Annotated in this window: 21 protein-coding genes, 2 tRNA genes and 1 pseudogene; 3 read left to right on the forward strand and 21 right to left on the reverse strand. The window is 67.5% G+C overall.

Annotated features, from left to right (window positions below; translation table 11 throughout):
• The first annotated feature begins 72 nt into the window (after positions 1-72).
• A complete protein-coding gene (locus tag D7X30_RS28235) occupies positions 73-5,025 on the forward strand; it encodes a protein kinase (protein ID WP_120566083.1) in 4,953 nt (1,650 codons plus the stop codon).
• 102 nt (positions 5,026-5,127) lie between these two features.
• Here the strand turns inward: D7X30_RS28235 and D7X30_RS43855 are convergent, their stop codons facing one another.
• On the reverse strand, positions 5,128-5,382 hold the full coding sequence (locus D7X30_RS43855; RefSeq protein ID WP_370051754.1) for an N-6 DNA methylase: 255 nt from the start codon (positions 5,380-5,382) through the stop codon (positions 5,128-5,130).
• Here D7X30_RS43855 and D7X30_RS43120 point away from each other — a divergent pair.
• A complete protein-coding gene (locus D7X30_RS43120) occupies positions 5,275-5,556 on the forward strand; it encodes a hypothetical protein (protein WP_233591825.1) in 282 nt (93 codons plus the stop codon). The genes D7X30_RS43855 and D7X30_RS43120 overlap by 108 nt on opposite strands.
• Here the strand turns inward: D7X30_RS43120 and D7X30_RS43860 are convergent.
• The 15 genes and pseudogenes from D7X30_RS43860 to D7X30_RS28310 form a co-directional block, all read right to left on the reverse strand.
• Positions 5,499-5,882: a hypothetical protein gene (locus D7X30_RS43860; protein ID WP_147443342.1), complete on the reverse strand. Its 384-nt coding sequence runs from the start codon at positions 5,880-5,882 to the stop codon at positions 5,499-5,501. The two genes, D7X30_RS43120 and D7X30_RS43860, sit on opposite strands and share 58 nt — an antisense overlap.
• A gap of 479 nt (positions 5,883-6,361) precedes the next feature.
• Positions 6,362-6,438: transfer RNA gene (locus D7X30_RS28245), tRNA-Pro, on the reverse strand.
• 195 nt (positions 6,439-6,633) lie between these two features.
• Positions 6,634-6,912 (reverse strand): annotated as a pseudogene (locus D7X30_RS28250) (integration host factor subunit alpha); the annotation flags it as partial.
• A 94-nt stretch (positions 6,913-7,006) separates the two neighbouring features.
• Positions 7,007-9,421 (reverse strand): phenylalanine--tRNA ligase subunit beta, encoded by a 2,415-nt coding sequence (gene pheT / locus D7X30_RS28255; protein WP_120566085.1) that lies wholly within the window; start codon positions 9,419-9,421, stop codon positions 7,007-7,009.
• Positions 9,422-9,451: 30 nt separating this feature from the next.
• On the reverse strand, positions 9,452-10,501 hold the full coding sequence (gene pheS / locus D7X30_RS28260) for a phenylalanine--tRNA ligase subunit alpha (protein WP_120566086.1): 1,050 nt from the start codon (positions 10,499-10,501) through the stop codon (positions 9,452-9,454).
• A 123-nt stretch (positions 10,502-10,624) separates the two neighbouring features.
• Positions 10,625-10,972 carry a 50S ribosomal protein L20 gene (gene rplT / locus D7X30_RS28265; protein ID WP_014397247.1) on the reverse strand — a complete coding sequence of 116 codons (348 nt, stop codon included), beginning with the start codon at positions 10,970-10,972 and terminating at the stop codon, positions 10,625-10,627.
• Between the two features lie 91 nt (positions 10,973-11,063).
• On the reverse strand, positions 11,064-11,270 hold the full coding sequence (gene rpmI, locus D7X30_RS28270) for a 50S ribosomal protein L35 (protein ID WP_120566087.1): 207 nt from the start codon (positions 11,268-11,270) through the stop codon (positions 11,064-11,066).
• Between the two features lie 97 nt (positions 11,271-11,367).
• A complete protein-coding gene (gene infC, locus D7X30_RS28275; protein ID WP_120566088.1) occupies positions 11,368-12,030 on the reverse strand; it encodes a translation initiation factor IF-3 in 663 nt (220 codons plus the stop codon).
• Between the two features lie 101 nt (positions 12,031-12,131).
• A complete protein-coding gene (gene thrS, locus D7X30_RS28280; protein WP_120566089.1) occupies positions 12,132-14,060 on the reverse strand; it encodes a threonine--tRNA ligase in 1,929 nt (642 codons plus the stop codon).
• Positions 14,061-14,148: 88 nt separating this feature from the next.
• A tRNA-Val gene (locus tag D7X30_RS28285) sits at positions 14,149-14,220 on the reverse strand.
• An 83-nt stretch (positions 14,221-14,303) separates the two neighbouring features.
• On the reverse strand, positions 14,304-14,984 hold the full coding sequence (locus D7X30_RS28290) for a uracil-DNA glycosylase (RefSeq protein WP_120566090.1): 681 nt from the start codon (positions 14,982-14,984) through the stop codon (positions 14,304-14,306).
• Positions 14,981-16,120, reverse strand: coding sequence for an AI-2E family transporter (locus tag D7X30_RS28295; RefSeq protein ID WP_370038073.1), 1,140 nt, complete (start codon positions 16,118-16,120; stop codon positions 14,981-14,983). Before D7X30_RS28295 ends, D7X30_RS28290 begins: the two co-directional genes overlap by 4 nt.
• Positions 16,121-16,320: 200 nt before the next feature.
• On the reverse strand, positions 16,321-16,710 hold the full coding sequence (locus D7X30_RS28300) for a hypothetical protein (RefSeq protein ID WP_120566091.1): 390 nt from the start codon (positions 16,708-16,710) through the stop codon (positions 16,321-16,323).
• The gene (locus D7X30_RS28305) at positions 16,710-17,516 is read right to left on the reverse strand and encodes an LPP20 family lipoprotein (protein ID WP_120566092.1); all 807 of its coding nucleotides are present in this window, start codon (positions 17,514-17,516) and stop codon (positions 16,710-16,712) included. The genes D7X30_RS28300 and D7X30_RS28305 overlap by 1 nt, the downstream gene beginning before the upstream one ends.
• A 203-nt stretch (positions 17,517-17,719) precedes the next feature.
• Complete coding sequence (locus D7X30_RS28310) at positions 17,720-18,052, reverse strand: PilZ domain-containing protein (RefSeq protein ID WP_120566093.1); 333 nt, start codon at positions 18,050-18,052, stop codon at positions 17,720-17,722.
• 236 nt (positions 18,053-18,288) lie between these two features.
• On the opposite strand from D7X30_RS28310, the gene D7X30_RS28315 reads away from it, so the two are divergent.
• Positions 18,289-19,032, forward strand: a complete 744-nt coding sequence (locus D7X30_RS28315; protein WP_120566094.1) for an FKBP-type peptidyl-prolyl cis-trans isomerase — start codon at positions 18,289-18,291, stop codon at positions 19,030-19,032.
• A 46-nt stretch (positions 19,033-19,078) separates the two neighbouring features.
• On the opposite strand, the gene D7X30_RS28320 is transcribed toward D7X30_RS28315, so the two are convergent.
• The 5 genes from D7X30_RS28320 to D7X30_RS28340 all read right to left on the reverse strand — a co-directional run bounded on the left by D7X30_RS28320 (position 19,079) and on the right by D7X30_RS28340 (position 24,402).
• A complete protein-coding gene (locus D7X30_RS28320) occupies positions 19,079-19,324 on the reverse strand; it encodes a hypothetical protein (RefSeq protein ID WP_120566095.1) in 246 nt (81 codons plus the stop codon).
• Positions 19,321-19,971 (reverse strand): hypothetical protein, encoded by a 651-nt coding sequence (locus D7X30_RS28325; RefSeq protein ID WP_120566096.1) that lies wholly within the window; start codon positions 19,969-19,971, stop codon positions 19,321-19,323. The genes D7X30_RS28320 and D7X30_RS28325 overlap by 4 nt, the downstream gene beginning before the upstream one ends.
• A 42-nt stretch (positions 19,972-20,013) precedes the next feature.
• On the reverse strand, positions 20,014-22,104 hold the full coding sequence (locus D7X30_RS28330) for a hypothetical protein (RefSeq protein WP_120566097.1): 2,091 nt from the start codon (positions 22,102-22,104) through the stop codon (positions 20,014-20,016).
• Positions 22,105-22,180: 76 nt separating this feature from the next.
• Positions 22,181-22,384, reverse strand: coding sequence for a cold-shock protein (locus tag D7X30_RS28335; RefSeq protein WP_014397260.1), 204 nt, complete (start codon positions 22,382-22,384; stop codon positions 22,181-22,183).
• A gap of 134 nt (positions 22,385-22,518) precedes the next feature.
• Positions 22,519-24,402: a M2 family metallopeptidase gene (locus D7X30_RS28340; protein ID WP_120566098.1), complete on the reverse strand. Its 1,884-nt coding sequence runs from the start codon at positions 24,400-24,402 to the stop codon at positions 22,519-22,521.
• Positions 24,403-24,445 lie beyond the last annotated feature (43 nt).

A 24,445-nucleotide genomic window follows, 5' to 3' on the forward strand; every position in this document is an offset into this window, starting at 1 on the left:
TAGGGTGACCAATCAATCGGTTGCCTCAGCACCGGTATCAAGAGTCCGTCTGGGCTCGGAGAGATTGAGCGCATGGAGCACTACGTCCGTTTCACCGAACGTCTCCTGGCCGACCACTTTCCCGAGGTCTCGAAACGCTCAGCCGGTACGGAACAACTCTTCAATGACGTAACGTTTGACGGTACGCGCATTCAGTTCGTGATCCTGCCGCGCAACGAGCAAGGCTTCCGGGTGGGCGTCCTCGGCCGCACCCGGACTTTCCACGCCGGTCTGATGCATGCACGAGAGGCAGGAGACACGCTGCTCATTTACGGCACGGCCAGCGAAGGCGCCATTCGCAGCTTTGGGGAGCCCCAGGTTCATGAAGCGCAGTTCTCCCGCTTCCAGGGACGGGAATCTCCGAAGGGACTGCTGGATCCGCTGCCATTCCTGCGCGAGGCGCGTACCTCCATTGCAGGAGATGACGGCACGATACCGCCCTCACCAGCCCTGTTGGATGTAATCGCACGTATGTCCGCATTCTGTGCTCGGGTGCGACCTGGCCCCGACACCGAGATAGTGACAGATGAGGGCTACCAACTGCGCCTGCGTAGCCTGTGGGTGCGCTTCCGGTTGCACGAATGCGTTGAGCCATCCTTCCCTGCGCGATTCCGCGCCATTCTCGACGGGCGGATTCGGTTCCAGGCATCCCGCGCCAACCTCGATGCAATGGCGCTCGGCATGGGCATCCCCGCCCTCAACCGATTTGTAACCACGCACGTCGACAAGCCGCAGCGCATCCAGGAACTCCTTGAGATGTACTCCGCGCTTCCGCTACCGGAGTCCGTCCGGGCGCGACTGTGGGCGTCCGCCCTCAAGCGCCTCTCCCCCGAGAACGTGCGACTTGAGCTCTGCGAAGCAGCTCCCTTCCTCAAGAAGAAGGCCGAGGACAATGCCGTAGCGCGCGAGTGGGAGGCGCCCGTTGTCAATGCCATCCGCAGCCTTGGCACGACGGATTCCGGACTTGATGAACTCGTCGCACATGTCGACCGTGACGATGAGCCCCTAGCGGCAGTGGCCCGCTGGGCCTGGAACCTACATTTTGAGCATGCAAGCGCGGAGCAGAAGGCCGAGGCAGCTTCAGCACCCGCCAAGGACGTCCCCGTCTCCGCGTCCTCGCCTCCTGCTCCCGCACATGCTCCTCTGCCCACCTCGCCGCAACCCCCGACCGCGCCAGCGTCCATTCAGCCCTCCGCCTTCGATGTCTGGGTGCTTGGATTGGGCTGCGCTAGCACCGAGGAGTTGCAGGGAGTGGCTGAGGACATCCGCCGCGCTGCGCGGGAACTGGAGTCCGCATCCGACTACATCTCCACGGCCGATGGCTGTTTGGCTCTCGTGAAGGATCTCGGGAACCTGCAGGAGCGCCTTGAGCGGTGGCGCAAAGCACTCCCCTACCCAGAGCAACTTGCGCAGGACATTCCCTACGCCCGTACCGCCTACAACGATGCGAAGGCGGCGCTCGGGGAGCACGTGGACTCCCTGCTGCGAATGGCCGGAAGCACCCCTCCTGACGAACTCAACGAGATTGCCGACATGGCGCAACGGCTACAGGCACTTGAGCTATTGCCAGCTTGGTGCTGGCAATCCGAGGAATTGCCCAAGCCGAATTCCGAAGTTGAGGCGGGGGCCGTCCCCGCGAAATTGCGGGCCCTCGTATCACCCCATATCCGGAGACGCGTGCGACTCGTCCTGCGCACGCTGCACGAGGCCAACGCGGAACTGCCCGCCTCCATTGCCAGCCTCGAAGCTCCAGCGAATCCCGGAGAGGAGGACCTGCATCTAGAGCGCGAGTTGCGCCGCCTATTGGAGGCAAAGCGAGCTCTAGACGCCATTCCAACCGAGCACCACAGGTGGGTGCGTGAGGCCCTCGAAAACCAGGAGGAGCCCTCCCGTCTCCAAAGAGCCGTCGAGCTTCTGGAGCGTCTGCGCGACAAACTGGCCCCCGGCGTATTCGCCGGTGTCGTGGAAGTCGTTGGTCTCGTCCGTGGAACTGAGGAACGTGAGGCTGCGGCGCGCAGTTACCACCGTGCAACTGAACAACTGATAGCGGCCCTCGGCACCGCCGAGGACGTTACCCTGCTGCAACTGCAACGCACCGTGAGTCGCCAAGCCGCACCGCTCCCCATGCCAACCGAGGCCCTCTCCATCGAGCACAACTGGACGGGCGAGTCCGGGCGCAAGGCGCTTCCCGGGCTGCGGCTGGTGGAGGGTGCTCCTTACGTTGAAACCGTTGTGCCCCTGAGTCTGGAGACCGAGGACAATAAGGCCTACAACGTGCTGCTGGAGTACCGAGTGACAACGGGGCAACGTGATGCATGGCCACGCGAGTGGCCACAGCCCTCCCCAGAGCGACTCTCGCTGCGTCCACGAGATTGGCGACCGGACTTCGAACGCAAGGGGCGCTACGTCACCACCTTCAGGCTCCGGATTCCCATCCGCAAACTCCGGGCCCGTGAGCGCTTCGAAGTCGTCGTGTCCATTTACGATGCTGAAACACGCACACCCCTCGCCAAGTCCACAACGCTCTCCTGGGATGTCCTCGAACCAGAACCGAAGTTGCCTGACGTCCACTGGACGGAGGAGTGCAATCCGGACTTCGTCACGCAGCATCCCGTTGGGCCGCAGACGCACCGGGAGACGCTTGAGAAGCGCATCGCGCAGGGCGCGTCCTTCGCTGTCGAGGCGCCACGCCGCTTCGGTAAGACAACGCTGGTGCGATACCTGCGCACCCACGCCTCCCGTGATGACCTCCTTGTTCCGGAGTCCATCCTCTGCACGCAGTTTCATGACGGTGTCGAACTGGATTACGCCAAGCTCTGGAAGGCTGTCTCCGACAGCCTCCAGGCAGCGGTGGGTTCCGCAGTCGACCTCACCCACCTAGCCGATGGGCTGCCGCAAGCCAACGCCTTCGACCACGTCCGGCGCGCGGCGGCACGGGAAGGCAAATCCACCGTCCTCATCCTCTTGGATGAGGCGCAACTCTTCTTTCCCCGCGAGCGGCGCGGTCAGGCCATCGGCACTTGGCTGAAGGACTTGCTGGAAGAAAACTGGGCTGTCGCCGACGAGAGTCGAGCCCGTCTTTCCTTCGGACTCATAGGGCTTCCAGGAATGGTCGAGCGGGCAGGCGTCAACCTAATGGGCAAGTTGCGCCCGCTGGAGGTGCGCAACATCGACGAGGAGGGCCTCAACCGACTGGTTCTGCAAGTGACACGACGCACCCTCGAAACAACGCGGGGTGCTCGTCGGGAGATTTCCCGGGTGGCCAGCAACCTTCTCGTACTGCGAGACATCCTGGAACGCCTCGTACGCAACGTACGCCGGGACGGGCGCTGCTGGGTGTCCTTCGACGATGTGGTGGAAGTCGAAAACGAACTCATCACCGAATTGCGCGACGGGCAGGCCAGCGCCGTAGCCTCATCCCTGCGCGACGCATTCAATCAGGCAGAGTCCATCAACGATTGGGTGCCCGGCCCCACATACCCCGTGGCGGCGGCCCTCGCCCACTGGCTGCACGAGGGGCTTCCTTTCGAAGATGCGGTGCGGCGATCTGCGGACAAACTGACCGAATGGGCGACGAGCGCGCAGGCAGTTGGTGGCCTGAGCCGCTTCGTATTCGATGTGGAGCGGGTGCGCGAAATTGTGGGGACGTTGCGCTCGGAGCACATCGTGGAAGGCACGCGCTTCCGCTCCGAGCTTACCGAAGCATACTTGGTGGGTGCAGCCCGGAATGGGTTCGTGGTGGATACGGCGGCCCGTAACGCGCTTCTGCTGGCAGCCGTCAAGCGCGTGCGTCCCACGCGCAGCCCCCTTGAGCCCCTTGCGGAGGGAGGACAGGCGCGACTGTATCGCTTCAAAGATGGCAACGACACCCTGGTCTGGCGCGAAGCCACCCTGGCCGGCGATGAGGAACGGAGCCGCTTCATCCAGGGATCCCATGCACTGGCCGCTGTCGTGGGGGGAGTCACACGGCGGACGGCTGGCTCAGAGTTCGTCTTCGACCTTCTGGAGGTGGGCCTCCTTGAGGGCAACGACTCGCGAGCTGTCCAGATCTACCGATGGATTGACGGCTTCGACCTGTCCAACCGGGAGGGAGCCCTCCTGGAGAGGGCTGTTGCCGACATCGGCGCGAAGCTCTGCCGGGCACTGACCTGGCTGCACTCAGCGGCGGTTCTACACCGGGACATCCGGCCAAAGAACATCATCCTCCATGCCGAGGACATGCGGCCGATCCTCATCGACTTCGGACTGGCGACACTCGCCCAAAGTGCACGGCACACTCGCCTGTCAGGTGAGTTCGTCGCCCCGGAGGTTTGCGCCGAGGTTCCTCAGTGGTCGCCAGCGGCAGATGTATTCGCTCTGGGCTGCACGCTGCGCAAGCTGTTGCGCCCGGAGGCCAATCGCTTCGGACTTCCTGGCGTCCTGGAGCGCACCACCAACCCGCGGCCCGAGAGCCGAATGAATGCCCGCGAGCTTGGGCTGGCATTGGAGGATGTGGCGGTCAAGGCCAGCTTGGGGGACATCCGAAATCGCGCCTGGCAGCGCTATGGAGAGACCGTGGGACTCGCCAAGGCGTCGCCCCTCCACCGGGAGATTCTAGAGAAGATGCGCCCCTCACTTGAGGCGGTGGCCATCGGCCTCCATCCCGACGTACTGGACAGGTGCACGGTGGTGGCGGACCTCAGCAATCAGCTTCTCGAGGCCAGCAGCCGCGATGGGGACAAGCTGACGCTGGGCAACGTCAAACATACAAAGGACGAGTCCATAAAGGACTTGGCTACTCCCGCAGTTGATGTGCTGCACCAACTGCGCACTTTCCGCAACCACGGCGGCACCAGTCGCGGCCGACTGCTGAAACGACTGGGCAAGTCGGAAGCGGAGCTTGTGCCCGAAGTTTTGGAGGGCGCAACCCAAGTGGGCAAATGCCTCGGCCTGAAAGCCTTTGGGGACTTGGCTCGGCTGGTCGTCAAAGTAGGGGCGGTCGACTGAGCCCGAAACCAAGTTCCTTACACCGCTCCCATGTCAGGGAAGTTGACGCCTGGGCTGGTTGAGCATGCCCCGGCTCCGCGACTCTCCCGCACTTCGCATGGCTCATCGGCAGCGAGCAGGCGTAACCGTCCGGTGGACGTCGTGCCGTGACGAGGAATCCGCCTGCGACGCAGGCTGGGTCGAGAACCTTCTCCCCAGCATCGGGTCTATGCGGTCCACAATGAATCGCGTCAGCGCACGCGGGGTGTAATGCTCGCCCGCGTGCCCCGCATTCGGCAGAGTCGCCAACAGTTGCACGTAGACATCGCCGAGTTGCTGGCGTCCAACCGCACGGTTGAAATCAATTTGATTGATCACATCGAGGGCCTGCCGCAGTCGTACACCCGAGTTCATGCAGTTGTGGGTGTCCGCGAAGTGTCATGGGCCGCCCTGTCGGATCGCTCGCGGGTCACCCTCTCGGATCGCGGTTTCGATCAGACCAAGGAGCCCGCGTGCTCGGGAGCGTCAAGGGTCGGCTTCGCCGAAACCTGAACGGTTCTGCGCCCTTGACCCTCCCTCCGCGCGCGGGCGCAGGGCAACCGGCCGCCAGCGGCCAGTCCTGAAGGATCAGTGGATGCGATCCGTTCAGCCGACCCCGACGCGATCCGTTGCCTCGGTCTTTGACACGCGAAGACGGCGCGCACCACGTTCGCTAGGGCCTCGTTCTTCTCGGAGACCGGCAGTTGCTTGAGCGTCTTGAACAGGTCGTGCTTGATGAAATCGATCAGCGCATTGCCGAACAGCTCAGAGTCCCTGGCCCATCGGCGGCGCCATCGGAATCTCTCGGGAATGGGCGAGAGGTAACCGTCGTCGAACAACTTGCGCTCCGCTCGCGGTCGTCGAAGACCTTGAGGGAGAGCATCCAGGCGAGTTGGCTGAGCCGCTAGGCATCCCCGTCGACTCCAGGCTCCTGGCGCATGGCGTCCTGGAGGGTCTTGAAGAGGGCGTCGTTCGACATGTCCCTTGTGCACCATCCAGCAGGGAGGACCGAGATCATACCCGGAGAAGAGCTGGACCGGGATGCTCACGCACAAACTGCTCGCTCCGCGCGTCGGAAGGGTTGGAGACATGTGCCCCCCGTTTTCTCACTGCGGCATGAGGTCTGGGGCGAGGGCCCCTGCCCGGATGCGCCTCCATTCACATGCGAAAAGATTGCCCCAAGCACCAGCGGAGCCATTCCATAGGCCTCGCGTGCTGCTGGCGCCGAGCCCGCTCCGCTTTTCGCTGAAGTCCTCAAGCGCAAAAAACAAAGGCCCTGGAGTCACCGGCTTGCACCGGAAACTCCAGGGCCTCTATTTGGTCGGGGCGACAGGATTTGAACCTGCGACCACTTGCACCCCAAGCAAGTGCGCTACCAGGCTGCGCTACGCCCCGAGAACCGCCGTCGTGAAACGGTGCTGCCTTATGCCCTCGCCGCTTTCTTGGGTCAAGCGCGAGGTGACAGGTACCGGTGAAAAAAACCTACTCGTCGCCCTCTTCCATTCCCTCGTCGAAGTCCTCGCCCCGGGCCTCCGCCGCGTCCGCCGCCGCCTCTTCCTGCGCGTCGATCTCCGCGTGGTTCTCCGGGGGTGCCTCGCCGTTCAGGGCACTCTTCAACACCTGGCTCGGCCGGAAGGTCAGGACCCGGCGGGCGCTGATCTCGATCTCCTTGCCCGTCTGCGGGTTGCGCCCCACGCGCGCCTTCTTCTGGCGCACCTGGAAGTTTCCGAACCCGGAGATCTTGATCTTGTCCCCGCGCTCCAACGTCTCCTTCACGGTGTCGAAGACGAGCTCGACGATCTCCGCCGACTCCTTCTTGGAGAAGCCGACCTTCTCGTAGACCCCCTCGATGATGTCCGCTTTCGTCATGCGAGTCCTCTGGCACCCGTGATTGGCCGGTGAACGCGGGGCATGGTGTCAGCCTTCCCCGAACCGTGTCAACGTCCTGACTTCATTCAGGAATTCAGGCGCGCAGCGCCGCTCCCAGCCGCTGGTTCACCTCCGTGATGATGCGCTGGTGGGCCGCCGTGACCTCCGCGTCGGTCAGCGTCCGCTCGGGCGAGCGGTACCTCAAGGCGTACGCCAGGTTCTTCTTCCCCTCGGGGATGGGCTTGCCCGTGTAGACGTCGAACACCAGCGCGTCCTCCACCAGCGGCGCCCCGACCTCCAGGATCACCCGGCGCACCTCCTCGTTGCGCAGCTCCAGCGGCACCACCACCGCCAGGTCCCGCAGCACCGCCGGGTACTTCGGCAACGCCGCCGCCTGCGGCACCAGCCGCGCCGCCGCGTACAGCGGATCCGTGTCCAGCTCGAACACGAACACGCCCTCCGGCAGGCCCAGCACCTTCGTCACGCGCGGGTGCACCTCGCCCACCAGACCCAGCACCGTCCCGTCCTTCAGCGCCACCTGCGCGCAGCTCCGCGGGTGGTACGCGGGCGCCTCCGCCGGGGTGAAGGCCGCGCCCTCCACGTGCAGTGCGTGCAGCAGCGCCTCCACCGCCCCCTTCGCGTCGTAGAAGTCCACGCGCGAGTCCTTCTGCGTCCAGCTCCGGCCACCGCCACGCAGGCCCCACACCAGGCCCGCCACGCGCGGCACCTCGCGAGCCGCCGGGCGCATGCCCTGCCCTCCCTGCGCATCCCGGAAGTACGCCCGGCCCGTCTCGTAGAGGCCCACCGACTCCACCTGGTGGCGCACGCTGCGCGACAGGTTCTCCAGGAGGCCCGGCAGCAGGCTCGTGCGCATCACCGACTGCTCGACGCTCAGCGGGTTCATCAGCGCGATGGGCGCTTCCTTCCCGCCCAGCACCTCCAGCGACTTCGGCGCCACGAACGAGTAGTTCACCACCTCGGACAGCCCCACGCCGCCCAGCGCGTGGCGCAGCCGGCGCTCGGCCTCCATGGACAGAGGCTCGGGCGCCAGCGTCTCCAGCCCTCGCGGCAGCCGCGCCGGGATGTTGTCGTAGCCGTACACGCGGGCGACCTCCTCCATCAGGTCCTCCTCGCGCTCCACGTCCACGCGCGCCCGCGGCACTTCGTACGTCGTCTGCCCCTGCGACTCCTCCACGGACTTGAAGCCCAGCGCCGTCAGGATGCGCCGGACCTCCGCCTCCGGCACCGCCACGCCCAGCACCTTCTCCACCCGCGCGTAGCGCAGCGTCGCCCGGCGCGGCGCCAGGGGCTCGGGCTGCACGTCCACCCGGCCCGGCACCACCGTGCCACCGGACAGCTCCGCGATGAGCTGCGCGGCCCGGTCCAACGCCGGCAGCACCGCGTCCAGGTCCGCCCCGCGCTCGAAGCGGTGCGACGCCTCCGTGTGCAGCGCGTAGCGTTTCGCGGACCGGCGCACGCCCGATCCGTGGAAGTGCGCGGACTCGATGACGATGCGCTTCGTGCCCTGCGTCACCTCGCTGTCGCCGCCGCCCATCACGCCCGCCAGCGCCTGCGCCCGGTCGCGGTCCGCGATGACCAGGTCGTCCGCGTCCAGCGTGCGCTCCTTGTCATCCAGCGTGCGCAGCTTCTCGCCCGCCTTCGCGGTGCGAACGACGATCTCCTGGCCCGCCACCTTCTCCAGGTCGAACGCGTGCAGCGGCTGGCCGTACTCCAGGAGCACGTAGTTGGTGACGTCCACCACGTTGTTGATGGCGCGCACGCCACACGCCTTCAGCCGGTCCTGCATCCACTGCGGCGACGGCTGGACGGTGATGCCCTCCACCACCCGCGCCGCGTAGCGCGAGCAGCGCTCCTTCGCGTCGATGCGCACCTTCACCAGCTCCGTCACGGGCTTGCCGGACTCGGCGGGCTTCGGCTGCGGCAACTTCAGCTGCGCGCCCGTCACCACGCCCACCTCGCGCGCGATGCCCAGGTGGCTCAACGCGTCCGGCCGGTTCGGGGTGACGTTCACCTCCAGCACGGAGTCATCCAGCCCCAGCGCCTCCGCGATGGGGAGGCCCAGCTTCGTGTCCGCGGGGAGGATGAGCAGACCGGACGAGTCCTCGGTGATGCCCAGCTCCTTCGCGGAGCAGAGCATGCCGAAGCTGTCCACGCCCCGGAGCGCGGCCTGCTTGATCTCCATGCCGTTGGGCAGCTTCGCGCCCACCGTGGCCAGCGGCACCTTGTCGCCGACCTTGAAGTTCTTCGCGCCGCACACCACCTGGAACAGCGCGGAGCCGCCGATGTCCACCTGCGTGACGGACAGCTTGTCCGCGTTGGGGTGCTGCACCGACTCGCGGATCTGCGCCACCACCACGCCGCGCAGGCCCTCGCCGGGGCGCTCCACGCCCTCAATCTCCAGGCCCGCCGCGGTCAGCTTGCGCGCCAGCTCGTCCACGGACGGCGGCAGCGCGACGTAATCACCCAGCCACTTCACTGAAATCTTCACAGGGTTGTCCTCTTTCCTGGTGGGCCGGAATCAGAACTGCGCGAGGAAGCGCGCGTCGTTTTCGAACATCATCCGCAGGTCGTCGATGCCGTAGCGCAGCATGGCCAGTCGCTCCACGCCCATGCCGAACGCGTAGCCCGTCACCTCCTTCGGGTCGTAGCCCGCGGCGGTGAAGACGTTCGGGTGCACCATGCCGCTGCCCAGCACCTCCAGCCAGCCGGTCTGCTTGCACACGCGGCAGCCCTTGCCGCCGCACGACGCGCAGGTGACGTCCACCTCCGCGGAGGGCTCCGTGAAGGGGAAGAACGACGGGCGGAAGCGCGTGCGCGTCTCCGAGCCGAAGAACGCCTTCACGAACGCGTCCAGCGTGCCCTTCAGCTCCGCGAAGCTCACGTCCTTGTCCACCAGCAGGCCTTCCACCTGGTGGAACATGGGCGTGTGCGTGATGTCCGAGTCCCGCCGGTACACCCGGCCCGGCATCACCGCGCGGATGGGCGGCTTGCGCGACAGCATGTGCCGCACCTGCACCGGCGACGTGTGCGTGCGCAAGAGCGACGGGCTGTCCGCCTTCTTCGCGTGGCCCAGCGTGGGCTCGTCCACGTAGAACGTGTCCTGCATGTCCCGCGCGGGGTGGTCCTTGGGCAGGTTCAGCGCCTCGAAGTTGAAGTAGTCGAGCTCGATCTCCGGGCCGACCGCCACCTCGAACCCGAGCCGCGCGAACGTCCGGACGATGTCCTCCATCGTGCGCGACACCGGGTGCCGTCCGCCGGGCAGCACCGCGCGCCCGGGCAGCGTCACGTCCAGCCTGGGGCCCTTCAGCTGGGCCTCCAGCGCGGACTCTTCCGCGCGCTTCGTGGCGTCCGCCAGCAGCTGCTCCAGCTCCGCCTTGACGGTGTTCGCGATCTCTCCCAGGGCGCGCCGCTCGTCCGGGGGCAGCTTGCCCATGCCACCCAGCACCGCGGACAGCTCGCCCTTCTTGCCCAGGTAGCGGATGCGCAACGCCTCCACCTGCGAGGGCTCCGACACGCCGGAGATCTCCTGGCGCGCCGCGTCCGCCAACGCCTGCAACCGGTCTCGCATGGTCCTCTTCCCGCCTTCCATTCACGCCCCGGTCGCCTCTGGCGCCGGGCAAAAAAAAGGGCCGCCCCCTGGTGGAGGCAGCCCGTTTCAGCTTCGGAAGCCGGCGTCACCGCCGGCCGTGTCTCAGGCTGCCTTCGCGATGTTGGCGATGGCGGCAAAGCCCGCGGGGTCCGCGATGGCCAGATCCGACAGGACCTTGCGGTCCAGGGAGATCTTCGCCTTCGCCAGGCCGGCGATCAGCTTCGAGTAGGACAGGCCCACGGTGCGGGCGGCCGCGTTGATGCGGACGATCCACAGCGAGCGGAAGTTGCGCTTGCGCACCGCGCGGTCGCGGGTGGCGTAGTCCAGGGCGCGCTCGACGGCCTGGTTCGCACGGCGGTAGCAGTTCTTGCGACGGCCGCGGAAGCCCTTCGCAAGCTTGAGAATGCGATTACGACGACGACGAGCCTTGAAACCCTTTTTGACGCGCATGACACACTCCTGACTTCTGGAAGGGAGCCCCGGGGCGCTGGCATCACGCCGCTCCGCCAGGACTCACGATTGGTTCAAACCCGAGGACGACTCAGGCGCCGTAGGGGAACAGCTCCTTGATGACCTTCTTCGCGTCCATGTCGCGCAGGTGGCCCGTGCCACGGTTGCCGCGCTTCTGCTTGGCCGTCTTGGAGAAGGTGAACAGGTGCTTGCTGAACGCCTTGCCGAACTTCACCTGGCCGCTCTTCTTCACGTGGAAGCGCTTCTTCGCGGCGCTGCGGGTCTTCAACTTGGGCATGATCCCAAACCTTCCTTCTGCCTGTCGGCCGGCAGTCTTCGTGACTGACGGCGGACCGGGACACACGGTTCCCGGACGCTTTGGGCGAAAGCCTCTATCACTCTTTTGATGCGATGGGGGTAGCGTTTCCTACAGCCAACGCAGAAACCACTGCCGCCACCGCCGGCTTGACGTCCGCCGGCCTGCCTTCCTGCTTCTTCCCGGCCGCCTCCACCTGCTGGCGGGCCAGGTCGCGGGCACGCTGCGCCACCTTCGGGTTGGGGGCCAGGATCATGAACATCTGGCGCCCTTCCATCCGGGGGTTCTGCTCCACCACCGCGATTTCCTTCAGGTCCTTCGTCACATCGTCCAGGATCGCGCTCCCCAGCTCCTTGTGGGTGATTTCACGACCCCGGAACTGGATGGTGATCTTCGCCTTGTTCCCCTCCTCCAGGAACCGGCGGACGTTGCGGACCTTGAACTCGTAGTCGTGCTCCTCCGTCTTGGGGCGGAGCTTCACCTCTTTGAGGTGGACCACGACCTGCTTCTTCTTCGTTTCCGAGGCCTTCTTCTTCTCCTCGTACTTGAACTTGCCGTAGTCCATGATCTTGCAGACCGGCGGCTTGGCCATGGGGGAGATCTCGACGAGGTCGAGACCGTCCGCCTGGGCGCGCGCCAGGGCTGCTTCCAGGGACATGACTCCGAGCTGCTCGGCGTTCGGTCCGACGACTCGGACCTCGCGGGCTCGGATACGGCGATTGGTTCTCTGATCGCGAACGATGGGAGGACCCTCCGACGACTCAGGGGATGAGGGCGTGCCTCAATCCCCGGAAGTCGCGCAAGTAGTCCAGCCCGGACGGGGAGTCAAGTCCCCTACACAACTCAGGGCAGCGTGGCTTCCTTGACCAGCAGGGCCTCGAAGTCCGCGTACTTCATCGTCTTCAGGTCCTCGCCGCCGTAGCGGCGGGGGGCCACGGCGCCGGCCTCCACCTCGTTGTCGCCCACCACCAGGGTGAAGGGGATCTTCTGCAGCTGGGCTTCGCGGATCTTCGCGTTGAGCGTGATGCCGCGCTCGTCCAGCTCCACGCGGAAGCCCTTGGCGCGCAGGTCGTCCCGCACCTTGCGGGCGTAGTCCATCTGACGGTCCGCCACGGTGACGAGGATGGCCTGCACCGGGGCCAGCCACGCTGGGAAGGCGCCGGCGAAGTGCTCGATGAGGATGGCGGTGAAGCGCTCGAAGGAGCCGAAGATGGCGCGGTGGAGGACCACCGGGCGGTGCGCGGCGTTGTCCTCGCCCACGTAGGTGAGGTCGAAGCGCTCCGGGGCCAGGTAGTCCAGCTGCATGGTGCCCAGCTGCCACTTGCGGCCAATGCTGTCGGACACGGCGAAGTCGATCTTCGGGCCGTAGAAGGCGCCGTCACCAGGGGCCAGCTCGTACGCCAGGCCCAGCGACTCCAGCGCCGCCTTGAGGCCGCCTTCCGCGCGGTCCCAGAGGGAGTCGTCGCCCAGGCGCTGCTCGGGGCGCGTGGACAGCTTCACCGCGTAGGTGAGGCCCACCGCCTTGTAGACGCGATCCAACAACTGCACGAAGCGCCGCACCTCGTCGGTGATCTGGCTCTCCATGCAGTAGATGTGCGCGTCGTCCTGCGCGAACTGGCGCACTCGGGTGAGGCCGCCCAGGGAGCCCGCGGCCTCGTTGCGGTGGAGCACGTCCTGGGTGTGCAGGCGCAGGGGCAGGTCGCGGTAGCTGTGCTTCTTGAAGCCGTAGAACAGGTGGTGCGACGGGCAGTTCATCGGCTTGAGGGAGAAGTCGTGCTCGCCGGACTCGCTGTCGAGCACCAGGAACATGTTCTCCTTGTACTTGCCCCAGTGGCCGCTCGTCTCCCAGAGGCCCTTGTTGAACATCAGGGGCGTCTTGATCTCCACGTAGCCGTCACCGGCCGTGAGCGAGCGCATCCAGTCCGACAGCGTCTGGTAGAGCGCGGTGCCCTTGGGCGTCCAGAAGGCCGCGCCCGGCGAGTACGGGTGGAAGTGGAAGAGATCCAGCTCCTTGCCCAGCTTGCGGTGGTCGCGCTTGCGAGCCTCTTCGATGCGCGTGAGGTGGGCCTCCAGCGCCTTCTTGTCGAAGAAGGCCGTGCCGTACACGCGCTGGAGCATGGGGTTGCGGTGGTCGCCGCGCCAGTACGCGCCGCTGGAGGAGAGGATCTTGATGACGCCGATCTTCCCCGTGCTGGGCGCGTGGGGCCCCAGGCAGAAGTCCACCCAGTCGCCGTGGGTGTAGAGCGTGAGCGTCTTGGCGCCCTTGGCGGCGATGTCCTTGACGATCTCCACCTTGAACTTCTCGCCCTTCTCCTCGAAGAGCTTGATGGCGTCCTCCATGGAGATCTCAGTGCGGACGAAGGGCGCGTCCTGCTTGAGCTCCGCGTTGGCGGCCGCTTCAATCTTCTCCAGCTCCTCCGGCGTGAAGGGCTTCTCGCGGAAGAAGTCGTAGTAGAAGCCCTCCTCCGTCGCGGGACCGATGGTCACCTGCGTGCCGGGGAACAGCTTCTGCACGGCGCTGGCCACCACGTGCGCGGCGTCGTGGCGGATGAGGTCCAGGCCTTCCGGGCTCTTGGACGTGAAGATCTGCAGCTTCGCGTCCTCGTCCAGGGTCCGGGTCAGGTCCATGTCCTGACCGTTGACCCGGGCGAACAGGGCCGCCTTCGCGAGCCCCACGCCGATGCTGCCCTTCACGAAGTCCGCGATGGTCGTGCCCCGGGCGGTCTGCTTCTGGCTGCCGTCGGGGAGCGTCACCGTGATGGATTCGGACATGGCGGATAAACCCCTGCGCTGGAAAAAACCGCGGGCGGCAGGCTTTTGAGAAAGCCTGCCGCCCGCGAGATGGAACACTTACTGATGATGGGTCGTAGTGGGATCGAACCACTGACCCCTACCGTGTCAAGGTAGTGCTCTACCGCTGAGCTAACGACCCGTCGTGCGGATGGGCGCGGGGAATAACAGCGGGCTCCCACACCTGTCAAGGAACATGAGCAAAGGGCCTTCTCTTCCCCGCGCTCACGTCTCCAACAACGCGCGGACGCGTTTCATCACCGCGTCGAACATGGCGGGGGTGAGCCTCCCCGTCTGGGTGTTCTGCTGGCTGACGTGGTAGCTGCCCACGAGCCACCGGCCGTCCGGCAGCCGGAACTCGGCGCCGTGGCCGAAGGCGGGCCGGGGCGTGGGGAGCGGACTGCCCGTGCGGGCGGCCGACGCCAGCGCGGCGTTCCACCCGATGGCCCCCAGGGCGAGCAGCACCCGTCCGGGCAACAGCGCCATCTCCCGGTCCAGGAACGGCGCGCAGCGGGCCAGCTCCTCCGGCAGCGGCTTGTTGTCCGGCGGCGCGCACCGGCCAGCCGCGACGATGAAGGCGTCCGTCAGCTTCAGCCCGTCGTCCCGGTGCTCGCTGTGGCCCTGGTTCGCGAAGCCCGCGCGCTGCAGCCCCGCGTAGAGGAAGTCCCCGGAGCGGTCCCCGGTGAACATCCGCCCCGTGCGGTTGGCGCCGTGCGCGGCGGGCGCCAGACCCACGATGATCAGCCGGGCCTTCGGGTCGCCGAAGCCGGGGACGGGCTTCCCCCAGTAGTCCCAGTCGCGGTAGGCGCGCCGCTTCACGCGGGCCACCTCCTCGCGCCACTCCACCAGCCGGGGGCAGGCCCGGCACGCGATGATCTCCTGGTGCAGCTTCTCCAGCTTCGTCACGGCGCCTGCACGCTCCCCTTGTAGAGCTGCGTGCGGCGGTAGCGCTGGAGGACGACGCTCAGGACGACCTTGAGGATGGCGCTCGCCGGCACGGCCAGGAGGATGCCCACGAAGCCGAACAGCTCACCGAAGGCGAGCACGGCGATGATGACGGCCACGGGGGCCAGGCCCACCTTCTCCCCCACGACGCGCGGGGTGATGACGAAGCCCTCGGCCAGCTGCCCGATGATGAAGGTCGCCGCCACCACCGCCAGCTGCCACGGCCCCTGCCACGACAGGAGGACGCCCAGCACGGCCAGCACCACGCCGATGCCCGTGCCCAGGTAGGGCACCATGTTGCCGAAGCCGGCGATGAGGCCAATGGCGATGGCCAGGTCGATGCGCGCCACGGACAGCCCCACCGCGTAGAGCACCGACAGGATGGCGCCCACGGTGAGCTGGCCCTGCACGAAGGCGGACAGCACCTCGTCCACCTCGCGGAAGCGCTGGGTCACCAGCGCCACGGACCGGCGCGGCAGGAGGTCCTGGATGCGGCCCATGAGCCGCGGGTAGTCCTGGAGGAAGAAGAACGCCAGCACCGGCACCACCGACAGGCCCAGCAGCGTGGCCGCGAAGCGCGCGGTGTTGCCGGCGAAGCTCGCCACCAGCCGCGCCGCCGTGGGGCCCGCGCTCTGGAGCAGCTCGGAGGCCTTCTCTCCCAGCTCCGCGGTGCGCTGGCTCACCAGGTCCGGCAGCGACACGCCCAAGAGCGACTCCACCTGCGGCACCACCTGGGTGCTGGCCCGCTGGAAGAAGCCGGGCAGCTTCGCCGCCTCGTCGCGGAACACCGGCACCAGGTACAGGCCCGCGCCCACCATCAGGAGCGTGCCCGCGAAGAAGAGGATGGACGTGCCCCAGGTGCGGTCCACGCCGCGCTTCTCCATCAGCGTCACCAACGGGTTGAACGCGTACGCGCCCGTCAGCGCCAGCAGCACCGGCACCGCCACCCCGCCGAACACGGACAGCAGCGCGAACACCAGCGCCAGCGAGCCCACCATCACGCCGGACCAGACGAAGTCGACCCTGCGGGCCTCCGTTTCGTCCAAGGCCGCGGGGTCGCCGGGCGGGGGCACGGGCTCCGGGTGCACGACGTGCAGGACCGGGGACACCTCCGGGGTCGCGATGGGCTGGGGGGCCCCCTTCACCGCGCGCTCACTGCCTCTCTTGCGACGTCCGATGACCGCCTCCTGTCCCCGCCCATCCTACGGCGTCTTCGGCCCCTGATTGCGGTCCTTGAGTGCGCCCGGGGCGTCGCCCGCCACCTCGTGGTGCAGGGCGCCAGCCTTGACGGCCCCGCTCAGGGAGGGACGCCGCCGCTTTCGGGCGCCAGGGGCCGGAGCTTCACCTTCAACGTCACCCGCGCTCCACTGGGCTGGTAGTAGGTCGTGTAGGGATAGAACCCGCGCTTCTTCACCTCCACCTGGTGGAAGCTCGCGTCCGCCATCCGCAGGCTCCGCGACACCCCGGCGAAGTCGCTGCACGTCCCCTGCTCCACACCGTCCAGCAGGATCTGCGCGTCCGAGGGCTCGCACCGGAGCACCAGGTCGCCGCGCTTGGCGGCATTGGACGCCATCAACTGCTCCGCGCGGGCCACCGTCGCGGGCTGCTCCTGCTTCGCCGCGCAGCCGCCCGTCAGCATCGCCGCCAACGCGAGCACGACCGTCGTCCGGAAGGAGCTCACGGACATCACTGCGTGACGATGACGACCCGGCCCTCGGCCAGGAAGCGCGTGTTCGCCTCGGTGAGCGCGCGGATGCCTTCGGCGCTCAGGACCAGGTCGGAGCCCTGAAGCTGCGCGGCCTTCACCACCAGGGGCTTGTCTCCCACGCGCGAGGCCTTCCGGGCCTCGTCCAGGCTGTTGAACCAGGCCGCGACGCCAGCGGTGCCGCGCGCCTCTTCCGTGAGCACCGTCGCGCCGTAGAGCGCCTTGCCCGTCGCGTCCACCAACCGGGGCGCGAGCACCGGCTTCGCGCCCAGCCCTCTCGCGTCCACCACGAGCCCCGTGTACTTCGCCGCGCCATCGGCGTTGAGCACGATGGCCGGATCCTGCGCGGGCGTCAGCGCCGCGGAGAGCGCCGCGAGCGGCAGCTCCACGTCCATCTCCACGCCGCTGTCGGAGAAGTAGCGCGTGGCCACGACCTTGTAGCCGCGGATGGCGCCCTCGACGCGGCCCTTCACGTCGTCGCGCGCCAGCTCGTCGCCCACCGTGCGACCCGCGCTCACCTGGATGCTCTTGGCCTGCTCCAGCAGGTTGCGGAACGCGTCCTGCTTCGCGGCGCGCTCGGCGCCCAGGCGCGCCTGCCCGGGGTTGGCGGCCTTGAGGTCGGGAGCTCCGGCGCCCGTGGCGCGCAGGATCTGGCCCTCCCAGTTGATGCCCGGCTTGCCCGCGCCACGCGCGGGTCCAGCGTCGGGTGCGGCGACCTTCGCGTCCTTGCCCTGGCCCAGCGCCGTCAGCGGCACGACCAGCAACAATCCCCACAGCGAACGCCTCACGGAGCACTCCTCCCGTTGTCGCCGCCGCGAAAAATCGGCGAGCGCACAGGGAACCTCTCCGGTCATTCAAGGGGGGCGCTTCGCGCGAAGTCAAGGCGACCCGGAGACAGTCGGATCCGCCTGATGAGCCCGGCGCGGGGTACCGCGAACCGCCGGTGGCACCGCGCAATCGCGGTGACGCACGCGGAGGGTAACGCCTCGTGTCAGTTGCCTTCGGTGTGACGGTCGACGTAGGCGTCGATCATCTTGCGGTGCCGCTCGGTGAGCAGCGTGAAGCGCACGCCGGACTGCTCCTTGCGGCCCAGTTCCTTCCACTCGCGTACGACTTCACCCTCGGCGTAGATGATCTCCTCGGAGCCGGGGAGCTGGAACTGGAGGCCCACGCGGCGCGCGTCGTGCTGGGGCTCGATGAGGCGGGAGAGGCTGACGCCTTCCTGGCTGATGTCCGCGGCCCGGGTCATGTACGGCACGCCGCCCATGTACTTGTTGAGGTAGATGTCCAGGGGCGCCCGATTGGCCTTCCGCTTCTCGCTCATTGGCTCATGACCTCCAGCTGGTGCAACAGGCTGCTGCGGGGGTGCAGCGACCTGAAGGCACAGTACGTTCAGACGCCATGCGCGCAAGAAAACGGCGGCCTTCCCGCGCCCCAGGCAGGCCTGCGTGCGCCGTGGTTTTCCGCTCGCTGGATTCTTCGCGTTGGCCTGTGCGCACGGATGACCCACGGCGCTCGAGCGGCCCTATAGTCGCCCCCATTCTCGTGAAAGGCGGAAGCATGCGTATGCAGTGGAAGGCAGCCCTGGTCCTGATGCTCGGTGCTCCGGGCCTCGCCCTGGCCCAGGCCCCGACGAAGAACTCCAAGCCGGCCGCCGCGCCCGAGGCCGCCGCGAAGGCCGCCCCCGCCCAGGCGCCCCTGGAGCTCAAGACGGATGATCAGAAGACCATCTATTCGCTCGGCCTCTCGCTGGGCCAGAGCGTGACGGCGCTCGCCCTCACCCCCGAGGAGCTGGCGCTGCTCCAGCGCGGCATCCAGGACGCGGTCGCCGGCACTCCGCCCGCGGTGGATCCGAAGGAGTACGCGGCGAAGCTCCAGACGCTCGCCAAGGCGCGCATGGCCCAGGTCAACGTCGCCACGCTGGATCGCGCGTCCAAGGAGCCCGGGGCCACCCGGCTGCCCTCCGGCGTCATCTACCGCGAGCTCAAGGCCGGCACCGGCAAGTCGCCCCGCGCCATCGACACCGTGAAGGTGCACTACCAGGGCACGCTGGTGGACGGCTCGGAGTTCGACAGCTCCTACAAGCGCGGCATGGCGGTGGAGTTCCCGCTCAACGGCGTCATCCCCTGCTGGACCCAGGGCGTGCAGAAGATGAAGGTCGGCGGCAAGGCGAAGCTCACCTGCCCCGCGAGCACCGCGTACGGAGAGCGCCCGCCCACGGGCTCGCGCATCCCGCCCAACGCCGTGCTCACCTTCGAGGTGGAGCTGGTGGAGATCCCCGGCAACACCGCCGCCACACCGTAGCGTCCTTGCGACGGGGACCCGCATGCGGCGGGTCCCCGCGAAGGCGTCACGGTGCGGACAGCTTCACGGACCGGCCACCGAAGGGCGGATTGGCCATGATGGCCTGGGCCATGCGGTCCGCGAAGGCGCGTCCCTCCTTATGGAAGGACTCCGTCTCCTCCGCGTTCAGGCGCACGCGCACCTCGAACTGGACGATGCCGCCCACCACGACCTCGATGGACAGCGCCCCGTCCCGTTCGCGCAGCACGCGGTACAGGAGGGGGCTCTGGAGGAGCACCTCCTCGTCGCTCACGGAATCTCCGCCACCTGAGTGTCCGCCACCGGCGCGTTGATGACCATCACCTCAGGCGCGCCGCCGGACGTGTAGCCGCCGAACTTGAAGCAGTCGGTGTCCTCCGGCGTCTGGCACTTCCACACGCCCGGATCCGCGTCCACCGGCAGGCGCGTGCAGACCTTCTGCGCGCCCAGGTCCAGCGTCATCATCCGCAGGGGGCCTTCGAAGTTCTTCGCCGGCAGGCCCAGCGCCTGGCCCAGCACCGCCGGGTCATGCTTGCCGTCCGCCGTCTTCGCCTTCTCCACCGCGCCGTGGATGGACGCGGACGGCGCCGCGAACAGGTAGCAGCCCACGTCGTTGCAGCGGCCGAAGTTCTTCGCGCCCGTCTGCACCACGAACTTCTGGTACGCGCTGTCCGTCATCAGCCACGACACCTTGCGGTCCGGGAAGTTCTTGTCCAGGTGCTGATCAATCCCGTAGGGGCTGGCCAGCGTGTCCGCCTCCTTGGAGATCGCCTTCTGCGTGTCGTCGCAGTAGTCGACCAGCGACGCGGTACCGGGCGTCGGCTCCGTCGTGTCCGGGGTCTTCGTGCCGCCCTTCGTCGTGGCACAGCCGACCATCGCCGACAGGGAACCCAGCACCAGCGCACGAGAGATGAAATTCAAGGTCAATCCTCCAGATGAGTGAAATGGGGAATGCCCGAACTATCACAGTGCGGCTTCGGTGGCGCGCAACAATGCGTCCGCGCTGACGGGGGCGCCGGTGGCGTGGCGCATCCATTCGTCCGGGGTGACGGAGCCGAAGGTGGCCATGCGCTCGAACTCCGCGCCCAGCGGGCCGTGCTGCTTCAGGTGCCCTTCAATCTGGAAGGCGATGAGGTGCCCGAGCGGGTAGTCCGGCAGGTACAGCGGGTAGCTGATCATGTGGCTGTAGATGCCCAGCACCGGGCTGTCCTTCCGCCCCAGCACCGGCGCGTAGTAGCGGTTCCACACGTCGCGCGACAGGCCGGCCACCGCGTCGCGCAGCTGGGCGGGCGTGGCGTCCGGGTGTTCGTACATCCAGTGCCACGTGGCCATGTCCACCAGCGCCACGCCGGCGATCTCCCACGTCTGCCAGAAGTCGTTGAGCACCCGCTCGCGCTCGCTGGCCGCGTCCGGCTGGCCCAGGCCCAGCAGCTCCAAGTCGCGCGCCTGGAAGACGAAGGCCAGTGCCTCCGTGAAGGCGTTGTTGGGGACGCCGGACAGGAGCGTGTGGTCCACCTGGTACAGGCTGAAGACCTGCTCCACGTTGTGCCCCAGCTCGTGCACCGCGATGTTGTAGCCCTTGTAGTCCATGCCCCCCTTCTCCACGCGCGTGCGCAGGCGGGGGAAGTCGCCCCGGCGCAGCGCCTGCTGGGCATGGCCCGCGCCTCGGGAGGCGTCCACGCGGATGTACGACGCGAGCACGTCCGCCTTCTCCCGCGTGAAGCCCAGGCCCTGGAGGATGCGCGGGATGTCGCGCGCGAAGGCGTCCGCCGTGGGGTAGCGCTTGCGCGTCAGCGCATCCAGCTGTGCCTCCGGCACCTTCGAGCCCGGACGGAAGCCCGGGTACCACAGGTCCTGCGGCTCCAGCGGGCGGCCCAGGCGGGACTCGATGAGCTTCGCCACGCGAGGCACCAGCGGTGACTCCAATATCTGGGTGAGCAGCGCGCGCACGCGCTCCTCCGGCAGGCCCCGGTCCAGTTCGAAGGCGCGGGCGATGCGCGTGGGCGCCACCGGCGAATACGGGTCCACCTTCCGCGATGCATTGAACGTGGCGAGCAGCCGCGCGTAGCGCGTGTCCGGCTCCGGCGCGGCGTCCGCCTTCGTGGCTCGCTGGGGCGCGTTCGCCTCCACCGTCTCCGGCGGCGCCACCGTGACCTTGTTGGTGAACGGATCCCAGTCCACGCGCGGGTTGTCGATGACGGCGGCGGGGATGCTCTGCGTGACGATGCGCTCCATCACCTGGACGATCATCCGCTGCTTCGCCAGCCCTTGCGGATCCGTGTAGTCCGCCTTCAGCTCGTCGCGCAGGTTCCAGTGGCTGATGAGGCGCAGCCCCTGGGGGAAGAGGCGCTGGCCCTTCGCGTCCACCAGGTGGTGCATCCAGACGTTGTACTCGGCGATGTAGAGGTTCGCGTCCGCGATGGCCTGCGACACCTTCTGCTCCACCGCCGCGGGCACGCGCCGGTTGAAGCGCGACGCGAGCTTCGCCTCCGCCCACTGGCGCCGCGTCCACGACGGGCCCTCCTTCACGCGCTCGGCCAGCGTGGTGAGCGGGAAGTTGAGCAGCACGACGAAGCCCGGCTTCGCGTTGAACAGGTCCGACGTGACGTTGGCGGACGGGTCATACGCCGCGAGCAACGGCTCCACCGGCAACAGCGGGCCCAGGTCCAGGTCCGTGAACCACTGGAGTTCGCGGCCCAGCTCGTTCATGTGGCCGTCGAACTGTTCGAACAACCCTTCGAAGCGCGTGAACGTCGCGTCCAGTTGGGGGCCGGTGGGCAGGAACTGCTCGCGCGCGAAGGCCGTCAGGTCCCCGTCCTCCGGGCGCCAGAGCGCGGCCACCTGATCCACGCCGCGCTCGATGCGGGCGCGCTGCGGTTCGCCGTGCTGATTCACCAGCTCCTGCTTGAGCGCGGCCAGCGACGCCTTCGACACGGGCGCGGACGTCGCCGACGCGGTGGCAGGGGCTGGCGGCGTGGGGGCCGTGGAGGTGGAGGACGTGGCGCACCCGAGGGCGGCCACCAGGGGAAGGAAGCGCAGACGGAAGGCGGACATGCGGGCTCCGGAAAATACAGAAGGCCCGACCCGGTGAGAGTCGGACCTTCTTGGGTGAATCAGGAAACGGTCAGGCTCAGGCGGCGCGAACGTTCTGCGCCTGCAGGCCCTTGGGGCCCTTGGTGACTTCGAACTCCACCTTCTGGCCCTCGGCCAGGGTGCGGAAGCCGTCCATGTTGATGGCGGTGTGGTGGCAGAACACGTCCTCGCCGCCGCCGTCCTGCGTGATGAAGCCGAAGCCCTTCGCGTCGTTGAACCACTTCACGGTACCAGTCGCCATTTGCTGTTCTTCTTTCATCGCGGACAGGAAGAGTCGCCGTCCGGTCCTACAGAGTTCGACCCTACAAGACGGGCACAAGCCTAAGCGCCCGTCCCGGGCGAAGTCCACTCCCAGGAAACATCACCAGGCAAACGTCACCAGCCGCACTTCTGGCCCTTGTTCTGCTCCTGGAGCCAGCGACGCAGCGGGGCGAAGTACTCCAGCATCGGCGTGGCATCCATCTGGCGGGTGCCCGTCATGGCGGACAGCGCGTCCGGCCACGGCTTGCTCGCGCCCAGCTCCAGCATGGCCTGCAGGCGCGCGCCCGCGGCCTTGTTGCCGTAGATGGAGCACTCGTTGAGGGGGCCCTTGATGCCGGCGGCCTCGCACAGCGCCTTGTGGAACTGGAACTGGAGGATCCGCGCGAGGAAGTAGCGCGTGTACGGCACGTTGGCGGGCACGTGGTACTTGGCGCCCGCGTCGAAGTCCTGCTCCGTGCGGGCCACCGGCGCGGCGATGCCCTGGTACTTCGTGCGCATCGCCCACCAGCTCTTGTTGTAGTCCGCCGGCTTCACCTTCCCGCTGAACACGTCCCAGCGCCACTGGTCCACCAGCAGGCCGAAGGGCAGGAAGGCCACCTTCTCCAGCGCGTCCTTCAGCTGGAGGTTGATGACGTTCTTGTCGTTCTTCTCCACCGCGTTGAGCAGGCCCGCCTGCTGGAGGTAGGCCGGGGTGATGGAGAGCGTGAGCGCGTCGCCAATGGCCTCGTGGAAGCCGTCGTTGGCGCCGGCCTGAAAGAGGACGGGGAGCTTGTAGTAGTACGTGTAGTAGTAGTTGTGGCCCAGCTCGTGGTGGATGGTGACCAGGTCCTCCTCGGTGGGCTTGATGCACATCTTGATGCGCAGGTCGTTGTCGTACGTCACGTCCCAGGCGGACGCGTGGCAGACGACGTCGCGGTCCTTCGGCTTGGTGAACTGCGAGCGCTCCCAGAAGGTCTGCGGCAGCGGCTTGAGGTCCAGCGAGGTGAAGAACTTCTCACCCAGCTTCACCATCTTCTGCGAGTCGTAGCCCTGCTTCACCAGGGCGCTGCCCACATCCAGGCTGGCCTGGCCGGGGAACGGCTCCACCAGCGGGTAGATGTTGTTCCACTCCTGCGCCCACATGTTGCCCAACAGGTGCGCGGGGATGGGCTTGCCGGCGGGCACGGCCGCTTCGCCGTACTGCTTCGCGAGCCGGCCGCGCACGTAGCAGTGCAGCTCGTCGTACATGGGCTTGACCTGGCCCCAGAGGCGCTGCGCCTCCTTCTCGAACTCCGCCGGGGTCATGTCGTAGGACGACCGCCACAGCGTGCCCAGGTCGTTGAAGCCGATGTCCTTCGCGCCCGAGTTGGAGAGGTTCACCAGCTGCGTGTAGAGCGGGCGCATGGGGCGGCTGATGGCGTGCCAGCCGGTCCACGCGTCCAGGAGCTCGTCCGCGTTGCGGCTCTCCGCGATGACGTCGGACAGCTCCTCCAGGTCGCGGCACTTCCCCTTGCCGTCCTTGCCGCAGTACTTGCCCTTGCCATAGAGGCCCTCCAGCTTCGCGGCGGTGGCGGCCAGCTCCGCGCGCTGCTTGGGGTCGGCCGGGGCGGGCAGCGTCTGGGACACGCGCAACAGGTGCAGCATGCGCGCGGTGTCCGCGTCCAGCTTCAGCCCGTCGAAGCGGCGCGAGTCCTTGATGGCGTTGTTGACGTAGGCCATCACCTCTTCGTTGACGGAGGCGGCGTTCCGCTCCGTGTCGTCGGTGATGTACGTGCTCTTGATCCACTCGGCGGTGGCCTGGCGGGTCCAGAGCTGCTTCAGGTCCGCGTTGAGCTTTTCGGCGAACTGCTTCGCCTCCGCGGGCGTGGCCTTCGCGGCCGGAGCGGGCGTGGCCTTCGCGGCCGGAGCGGGCGTGGCCTTCGCGACCGGAGCGGGCGTCGTCTGCGCGCTGGCGGCGGGCGCCGCGAGCGACAGGGCGGCCAGGGCCGCGCGCATCAAGGACTGGGGAGTGCGGGTCATGGGCGCGGACACTATGGGAAGTGCCCTGCCCTCGCACCCGCGA

The sequence above is a fragment of the Corallococcus sp. AB011P genome (assembly GCF_003611605.1).
GTDB lineage: Bacteria > Myxococcota > Myxococcia > Myxococcales > Myxococcaceae > Corallococcus > Corallococcus coralloides.